Annotated in this window: 6 protein-coding genes; 2 read left to right on the top strand and 4 right to left on the bottom strand. The window is 39.9% G+C overall.

What is annotated here, in order from left to right; translation table 11 throughout:
• From pduB (A3I3_RS0108105) to A3I3_RS0108090, 4 genes are all read right to left on the bottom strand, one after another.
• The coding region (gene pduB / locus A3I3_RS0108105) for a propanediol utilization microcompartment protein PduB (RefSeq protein ID WP_018372216.1) at window positions 1-579 on the bottom strand (579 nt) is incomplete at its 3' end.
• Between the two features lie 25 nt (window positions 580-604).
• Window positions 605-1,378, bottom strand: coding sequence for a glycyl-radical enzyme activating protein (locus tag A3I3_RS0108100; RefSeq protein WP_018372215.1), 774 nt, complete (start codon window positions 1,376-1,378; stop codon window positions 605-607).
• A gap of 33 nt (window positions 1,379-1,411) precedes the next feature.
• Complete coding sequence (locus tag A3I3_RS0108095) at window positions 1,412-3,976, bottom strand: glycyl radical protein (RefSeq protein WP_018372214.1); 2,565 nt, start codon at window positions 3,974-3,976, stop codon at window positions 1,412-1,414.
• On the bottom strand, window positions 3,963-4,664 hold the full coding sequence (locus A3I3_RS0108090; protein WP_018372213.1) for a GlcG/HbpS family heme-binding protein: 702 nt from the start codon (window positions 4,662-4,664) through the stop codon (window positions 3,963-3,965). Before A3I3_RS0108090 ends, A3I3_RS0108095 begins: the two co-directional genes overlap by 14 nt.
• Window positions 4,665-5,014: 350 nt before the next feature.
• Here A3I3_RS0108090 and nifJ point away from each other — a divergent pair, with 350 nt between their 5' ends.
• A complete protein-coding gene (nifJ, locus tag A3I3_RS10270) occupies window positions 5,015-8,572 on the top strand; it encodes a pyruvate:ferredoxin (flavodoxin) oxidoreductase (RefSeq protein WP_018372212.1) in 3,558 nt (1,185 codons plus the stop codon).
• Window positions 8,565-9,050, top strand: a 486-nt coding sequence (gene pduB / locus A3I3_RS10265; RefSeq protein ID WP_018372211.1) for a propanediol utilization microcompartment protein PduB, incomplete at its 3' end; no start/stop codon positions are given. The genes nifJ and pduB (A3I3_RS10265), both read left to right, overlap by 8 nt.

Raw genomic sequence — 9,050 nt, 5'->3', positions numbered from 1 at the left:
TGCTAGCACGACACCAATAGCTGCAGGGCCTGCACAGATTAGTCCGAAAGATTTACCAAGTGGCGCACCGAAAGCTTTGTTTATAGCGTAACTGGCCCGAGCTGTATATTGGAATTCTAAATGTCCAGCTTCATTGCTGTAGACATCTCCAAATGTTTGATCCAGTGTTGCTAGCGCCACTTCAATACCGCGTCTAGCATCTGAAACATCATCACTACCAATGATAATGAGAGAGCCATGGCCTGCACCACCTTTGGTATCACGTGGTAGTTCAATAGAGAGAACCTCGGTGTTAGTCGCTTTGACAGCTTCATCCACTGCCATGATATGAGGGCCTGCACCTACACGCGCACCAATAATACCAATGGAGCGGTATTTAGGGTCAATGCCCATTTTTTCGTGGAGCTCGTGATCCACGTTGGCAATGACTAGTCCAATTGTATCGCCTATAGCGGTACCTACAAACTCGGTGATGGATGTCGCACAGTTTATTGGGCAGTCAGATGAGGTAGTAGGAGTTGTTTTATTAAGCTCATCTCGTACTCCTTGAACTACCTTATTGAGTAATTCTTGATCCATTTATTTCTCCTTTTATTTTTATATATTATCCGCCAATAAGGCAGGTGAAGCCATATCCTTCAACGATTTCTTTCAAATGATAGAGGTCCTCTTGACGCAGAGGCTTGACATCGTGGAGTTCATAATCTCGCCCCAGAATTTTATACTTACTTTCTCCAAAGTTGGTATAAGGCAAGAGGTGGATAGTGCGAACATTATCCATATGTTCGACAAATCTACAAATATAGTGGATCTGCTTTTCGGAGTAGTTGAAGTTTGGTATTACGGGTACACGTACAGTGACATTTTTTGCAATGTCATTGATGATTAGCGCATTTCGTAAAATTCGTTGATTGGCAACACCTGTTTGCTCTTTGTGAAGCTGTTCTGGAATTGCTTTAATATCCAGTAGAATATAATCTAGCATAGGTATGATCCGCCTGATAACGGCTTCACTTGCAAAAGCGGTAGTTTCAATAGCTGTATTCCAACCATTGATTTTACAGACTTTGATTACTTCCTCTAGAAAGTCGGGATGCATGAGCGCTTCACCACCTGAAAAAGTTACACCACCGCCAGACCTGCGATAGGTCACAGAGTCTTTGCGAATCTGCTCAAAGACATCCTGAACGGTCAGATACTCTCCAAAATCGGGAGTTGGTTCCGGAGATTGTGATTCGGGATTGAAGCACCATTTACAACGTAGAGGACAACCTTTTAGAAAGACAATTGTTCGGATACCTGGTCCATCGTGGATTGAGAAACGTTGGATATTAAAGACGCAAGCTTGTTTGTTAAAATCAATATCAACCGTTTCCATGAGTCTCCCCTTTCTAAAGAGCTTTAAAGTTGACTAAAATCTTGAAAATTCTGTACGAGCGATGATGTCATCTTGAACAGTTTTATCAAGGTAGATAAATTGTGCACTGTATCCAGCAACACGTACAATTAAGTCTTTGTAGTTTTGTGGATTCTTTTGTGCATCAAGGAGAACATCACGGTTCATGATATTGAATTGAACATGACCACCTTTACGGTCAAAGTAACCACGAATTAAAGCGGATAGACGAGCCAATCCTTCTTGGCCAGCGACAGCTTCTGGACTAAATTTCATATTATAAAGAGTACCGTTTGAAGCGATGAAGTGATCCAGCTTAGCAACTGAATTAGCGGCAGCAGTTGGACCTAAAACGTCAGTACCACGGGTTGGTGATACCCCCTCAGCAATGGTTTCTGTCTTATAACGTCCGTCTGGCGTAGCTCCAATGAAGGATCCAAAGAGAACATTACCAGATACTGGGTAGAGACCCGCTTGATAGCAGCCACCGCGAGGTGTTGGATAGGTTTCAAGGATTTTACAGTAAACACGAGAAGCATAGCGTGCACAGTTATCTACTTCATCTAAATCGTTACCATATTTGTCAGAGTCCATAATCAGTTTATGAATTTCTTGATAACGATCTTCTTTTCCAGTTTTGGCAATACTTGATGTCTTATCCAGTTTAAGATTAGAAAAGTCAATGCTAGAATCATTGCCTAAGACCTTTTTAACGGCTTCAACGATAGCATCTAAGTCTTTTGTTTCAGGTGTATGGGCAATAGATTTATCTACCATACCAGTTACAGGATTAATGGTACCAAGAGGTTTACCCCAGTTGTGATCCATAGCTTCTTTAAGTTCTGCCATAGTGAATTTTTTATCTTCAAAGACTAATTTCTTGATATTGTAGAGAGCATTTCCCATATTGGCAGAACCGATACCTTGAGGGCCTATGAAGTTGTAAATAGCACCGCCCTCTTCCATTGTTTTACCACGTCCGATACAATCTTCTATCATAGTGGAAACAAAGGCTAATTGGCCATAACGACGATGTGCATAATCTACTGAGTTATCTGCACGTACCAACAATTTTACAAAGAATTCCATTTGTTTTTCATAAGCAGCACAGAATTCTTCGTAGGTCTTAAAATCTGCAAACTCCCCTGTTTTTGGACCAATTTGTTTTCCATTTAGCCGTCCATTTTCCATGGTAACTTCTAATACTTTTGGTAAATTGAAGAGAGCAGCATCATGCCATCCATGTTCTTTACCTGTTATATTAGGTTCTACACATCCTACAATACCATAGTTACGTGCTTCTTCAAGAGGAATACCACGATTAACTTTAGCTGGAATAATTTCCTCATCATTATAGAAAGCTGGTTGTCCACCACCGAGTCGAGCTAATTCAGCACCTTTCATTAGAAACTCATCAGGAGATCCATTCCAAATACGTAGAGATAGAGAAGGCATTGCTAACATCAAGTGGGCCATTGCTTCAATCTCCATATAAGAAGTTGGGTTGGTAGCATCGCGTCCATCTTTTGTTTGTCCACCACAGTTGATATTTTGCCACATTTGATAACCGGCGAAAGCAGTAGCTGTACCGATATCACGAAGTTTATTGATATCATTGAACTTAACAAATAAGCAGTCCAATAATTCTTGAGCATCTTCTTGGCTAATTGGATCGGCTTGATAGAATGGATCAATGTACTGGTCAAAACGTCCTGGGGAGATGGAGTGACCGGAACTTTCTATTTGAAGAATTAGTTGGATAAACCAGAATGATTGTAATGCTTCATAATAGCTAGTCGCTGGTTGTTCAGGAACCTTTCGACAAATTTCAGCAATCTTCAAGAGTTCAGCTTTTCGTTTGCTGTCATTGGTAGCACGAGCCATTTCTTCGGCTTTATCAGCATAACGATTTGCGAAGTTTACGGCTGCATTTAAAGTGATTAAGACAGCTTTGTAATATTGTTCTTTATTGACCCATTCAGGATCTTTTTTATCGGCAGCCTGCATAGCTGTAATAACTTCATTGATAACACCACGAATTCCATGCTTAATAATTTTTTCATAATTAGCACAGAAGTGACCAACACCGCCCGCTAGATAATTACCAACAGTGAATACTCCAGCAGCCATAGCTTCTTTTGTATTTTCATCCATGAGTGAGAGAGCATAGCTGCTTGTCGTTTCCTTGCCCCACCAATCGAAAATTTCTTTGAGTTCTTTTTTGGTTGCCTCATCTAGAGCAAATGGGTCGGCAGAACGGCTTGACACAGTTTCCCATTCATCTGTTAAACCTTGTGGTCCAAATTCAGGGAACATTTGGCAAGACCGCTGTTGAATCGTAGCAGTTCCGACGATCAATTCATTTTCTCGAATGATAACAGGTAGTTCTTCAAGGATTTTTTTCAGCCCCAGAGCGTGCCGCAGGACGGTTGGTTGCCCGTCCGTTTCCTTGTAAGATTCTGTAATCAAACGTGCACGTTCTACCTCAATACGAGGTGAAGCATCAAGTACAGCATTTTTTAATGCTTTTATACGTGCAGTTGGTTCTGAGAACCCTGGTTTCACATCAAATGTTTTCATTATATGAAACTCCTTTCAAATTTGAGATGTGTAAATATTGGTACAAATGTAAACTAGTAAGATAATGAATCCAACAATTAGCAATTCGTTCATCATCTTCGGGATTAGAAGCACCGCTCACACCGACAGCTGCGAATACTTTACCATCATAAACAAGTGGAAGACCGCCACCAAAAGTAACAATTTGCCCTTGGCTGATGGCCTCAATATTGTAGAGTATTCCTTCTGGTTGTGATAGGCTATGTAGAGCACTGGTAGCGGAATTCATATAGACAGCGGTACGTGCCTTCTTTCTTGCAAGTTCAATACTAACAAGTAAAGCATGGGGCATTCGATAACTAAAGAGTTCGTGGCCTGCCTGATCAACAAGAGAAAAGGTGACTGGTATTTTCAACTCCCTTGCTAGAGTGACAGCCTTTAAACAAGATGCCGTAATAATTCCTAATAATTTATCCTCGTCGCTATCACGACAATGAGGTTCAACTACTGTGGTTTTGGATTCAAAGTTCAAATCAGGAGAAATATCAATTTTATTGACTCCCTGTGCTTTTAAAGTTGAAATAACTTTTTCAGCATCTGCCGAAGAAGCAATGCCGATAGTTAATAGATGGTTGGGGTGATCAAAATCGTCTTTTATATCAATAACCGTCTTTTGACTGGGAAATAAATAAGCACGTTCTATCAGCATAGAGTTACTCCTTTCTCTCACGCTATAAGTATAAATCCTTTTTTAAAAAAAGGTTGGCATATTTTTGGATAAAAAAGTGCAAAAATTTGTTATTTGCAAATAAAAAAATTCTAATTTTTAGGAAATAAATAAAAAAAGAAAGTCAAAATTTTACCATAAATCTATCAACATTGTTTTATATTATTTATCAAAAATATCTTACAATCTAGGTAGTGAAACTTTTAGGGGATAAAACATATTTCATCAAATTTCTATAATTTATAAATAAGATTAATTGTAAAAGCAACTATTAAAAGTATAGATTTTTCTAGCCTTTAACACTCTTACATTTTTGAAAGGGGGCGAAGCAGATGCAAGTTGTTCTGGATGGCAATGAAGCTGTAGCTCATGTGTCGTATGCTTTTACAGAAGTTGCTGCCATCTATCCTATTACACCGTCCTCTACTATGGCAGAAAAAGTGGAAGAGATGGCTAACCGAAGAAAAACTAAGAATGCTTTTGGGAATGTTGTTCAAACAATCGAAATGCAGTCTGAGGCAGGTGTAGCAGGAGCTCTGCATGGTCTCCTAAAAGTGGGAACCTTAGCTACGACTTATACCTGTTCACAAGGTCTTCTTTTAATGGAGCCTACATTATTAAAAATGGCTGGAGAACAATTGCCAATAGTTCTTCATGTATCTGCACGTTCTCTTTCTACTAGTGCGCTCAGTATTTTTGGTGATCATAGCGATGTGATGGCTGTCCGTCATTTAGGTGTTATTATGATTTGTGCTTCCTCTGTGCAAGAAGCCGCGCTTTTTGCCGCAGTAGCTCATGAATTAGCTGTAAGAGCCAGACTTCCTGTTTTACACTTTTTTGATGGTTTTAATACTAGTCATGAACAAAGGAAAATCGTTCTTCCTACCATAAATGAAATAGGAGAAGTTATAGATAGAGGATATATTCACGCTTTTAAGAAAGAGTCCATGCGGAATGATGAACCAACAGCTTCTGGGTCAAGTATGGCTCCAGATATTTATTTTCAACAGTTAGAATCTAATAATAGCCTTTATAGTCTTGTCCCTGAGTTGATGAAGCAAGTTTTAAGTAAATATAACCCCTTGTTTGGAACACAGCGTGGTATAGTTGATTATTATGGAGCTAAAGAAGCAGAGACAGTTATTATTGCTTTGGGATCCGTAAATGATGCTATTCATCAGGTCGTTGATGAGCTCAATCAAAAAGATTCTCATTATGGTAGTCTAAACTTGCATCTTTATCGTCCATTTCCTAGAGAGAATTTTTTAGAAAAACTTCCAAGGACAGTCAAGCAGATTGTTGTTTTGGATCGGACAAAGGAGAATGGTTCCTTAGCAGAGCCACTACTCCTGGACATACAGAGTGTTTGCTATGAGTTGCAGTGCCATCCAAAGATTATTGGTGGACGTTATGGTCTAGGTTCAAAAGATGTAACGGCTGCTCAGATTCGCGCAGCTATTTTAGAAGTTGAGAAAGAAAAAAGTAAGCATCGTTTTACGATTGGGATCCAAGATGATGTAACAAATCTATCTTTAGAAGAGATTGGCTGTAAAGATTTGACTCCTGTAAAAAATTGTTTTCAATCAAAGACTTGGGGCATGGGCTCAGATGGTGCTGTTAGTTGTAGCCGTCAGACTGCTAAGACAATTGGTGAATTATCCAGTCTAGATGTGCAAGGGCAGTTTTGGTTTGACTCACGCAAGACAGATAACCTAACAGTTTCACATTTGCGATTTTCAAAGGAACCTATTCGCTCTAGCTATCAAGTTTACCATCCGAATTTTGTTAGCTGTTATACAGAACGTTATCTTAAACGTTATGGTATCTTGGATGGTATTCAAGAAGGCGGAACATTCCTTTTAAATTCTAGTTATGGTGCTGATAAAGTTGCACGCATTCTTCCTAATAAAATCAGACGTATCCTATCGCAAAAACGTATCCGTTTTTATGTAATTCCAGCTAGTAAATTAGCACGCGAGTATGAATTAGGTCCTAAAGTCAATACAATTATGCAGGTTTGCTTTTTGAAACTAACAAATCTGGTAGATTTTAAACATGCTTTCTTTCATTTGAAAGATCAGGTTATCAGTAAGTATAGCGAAATCAGCCAAGAATTAGTGGACGCTAATGTTCAGGTCATGAATAGAGCACTTGATTATTTAGAGGAAGTTGAGATTGATCCTGCCTGGTCAAGCTTACCAGATGAAGATGAAAAGGAAGAGAAAAAACTTTTTACTCACATGTTTGACTTGCAGAAATTAGCAGATTTACAGAAGGGAAATGAAATTCCAGTTAGTGCTTTTGTGATTAATGGACTCTCTGCCGGCAAATTCCCAACTGCTAGCAGCCAAAATGAGAAGCGTTTTGTTTGTGATCGTATTCCAGATTGGAATTCAGAACGTTGCATTCAGTGTAATCTTTGTGCAACGGTTTGTCCACATGCAGCTATCCGTCCATTTCTTTTAGACGAGGAGGAACAAAAATATGACTTTTCAACGCTATCTGCTAAAGGGAAAAGCAATCTTCGCTATCGTCTTCAAGTCTCTCCAAAGGATTGTACAGGCTGTGGTTTGTGCTATGACATATGCCCTGCTCGTGGGAAAGCATTAAATATGGTTGATGCCGATATAGCCTGCGATAAAGAAGCGAAACATTGGGATTATGTCACAGAGCACCATAGATTAGCAGAGAAGAAATCTGTAGTCAAGACGAATGTTCGAGAAAGTCAGTTTCAGAAACCACTTTTGGAATTTCCGAGTGCCTGTGCAGGCTGTGGCGAGCCTGCTTATATCAAAATGATTACGCAACTTTTTGGTTCTTCTATGATGATTGCAAATGCGACAGGTTGCAGTTCTATCTGGGGCTGTTCAAACTTTAGCGTTCCGTATGCAAAAAATGAAAATGGTTATGGACCTGCTTGGGGAACATCTCTACTAGAAAATAATGCAGAATATGGATACGGCATGCAGATTGGTAGTGAGGTTCTACAGGCCAATTTAGCAGATAAACTCCGTCAGTATCTATTAGATAGTCGCTACAGTCAAGAATTTAAAAAGAGTCTGACAGATTGGCTAGTTGCATATGAGTACAATCAGCATTATGAAGCGGTTTCTCAACTGGTCATTAATGCGGTGATCAATGAAAAAGAAGCTTATCCTGAGCTTAATGAGCTCTATGATCTGCGTTTTCTCTTAGCTAAGCGTTCTCAGTGGATTGTTGGAGGAGATGGCTGGGCTTATGATATTGGCTATGGAGGGCTGGATCATATTTTATCTACGGATACAGATGTTAATGTACTTATTCTTGATACAGAAGGTTATTCCAATACAGGTGGTCAAACTAGTAAGGCAAGTCCACTTGGTTCTAGGAATAAATTTTCTAGCAGTGGTAATCGTCGGCGTAAAAAAGATTTGGCAAACATCCTCATCCAAAACGAGAATATTTATGTTGCTCAGATTGCCATTGGCGCTAGTCCGGAGCAAACCCTAAAAGCGATCATTGAAGCAGAGAGATATAAGGGGCCGGCGGTTCTTATTGCCTATAGTCCCTGTATCCTACATGGCTTAATTCAAAACAGCTCCGTTATTGAAGAGAAAAAAGCAGTAGAATGCGGTTACTGGCCTCTGTTTCGCTATCATCCAGCGACTTCTAACCAAGAAAGTAGCTTTACTATAGACCATAAAGCACCCAAGTGGGAGACCTATTCAACTTTTCTCCATGGGGAGGAAAGATTTTCATCTTTGGGACAAATTAGTCAAAAACATCAAGAAAATCTGCTGAAAGAAAGTTATGAAGAAGCCAAGCGTCGTTTTAGACGTTATCAAGATTTAGAAGAACATTATCAAATAAGAAAGAAGAAAAAAAACAAGGAGGAGATTAATCATGCTTAATCCCATCACCGAGTTTGTAGGTACCGCCATAGGCGATACAATTGGACTAGTCATTGCCAACGTGGATCATGAACTCCACGAAAAGATGGGCATTGACCCTAAATACCGCTCCATTGGTATTATTGGTGCGCGTGTGGGCGCAGGTCCTCATATCATGGCAGTGGATGAAGCCGTCAAAGCGACTAACACCGAGGTTCTCTCTATTGAACTACCACGTGATACCAAAGGTGGTGCAGGCCATGGCTCTCTCATTATCATTGGTAGTGATGATGTTTCAGATGCTAGACGTGGTGTTGAAGTGGCGCTAGCAACACTGGATCAAACATTTGGAGATGTCTACAGCAATGAAGCTGGACATTTAGAATTCCAATATACAGCTCGGGCCAGTTACGCTATAAACAAAGCTTTCGGTGCGCCACTTGGTAAATCTTTCGGACTAATCTGTGCAGGCCCTGCAGCTATTGGTGTCGTGCTAGCA

The sequence above is a fragment of the Streptococcus massiliensis DSM 18628 genome (assembly GCF_000380065.1).
GTDB classification, from domain to species: domain Bacteria; phylum Bacillota; class Bacilli; order Lactobacillales; family Streptococcaceae; genus Streptococcus; species Streptococcus massiliensis.
This window is presented reverse-complemented; position numbering and strand designations above follow the sequence as displayed.

What these genes read in the sequence shown, in the direction of transcription:
- A3I3_RS0108090 (WP_018372213.1), bottom strand. Translation starts at nt 4,664, where the DNA reads ATGCTGATAGAACGTGCTTATTTATTTCCCAGTCAAAAGACGGTTATT.
- A3I3_RS0108100 (WP_018372215.1), bottom strand. Translation starts at nt 1,378, where the DNA reads ATGGAAACGGTTGATATTGATTTTAACAAACAAGCTTGCGTCTTTAAT.
- nifJ (WP_018372212.1), top strand. Translation starts at nt 5,015, where the DNA reads ATGCAAGTTGTTCTGGATGGCAATGAAGCTGTAGCTCATGTGTCGTAT.
- A3I3_RS0108095 (WP_018372214.1), bottom strand. Translation starts at nt 3,976, where the DNA reads ATGAAAACATTTGATGTGAAACCAGGGTTCTCAGAACCAACTGCACGT.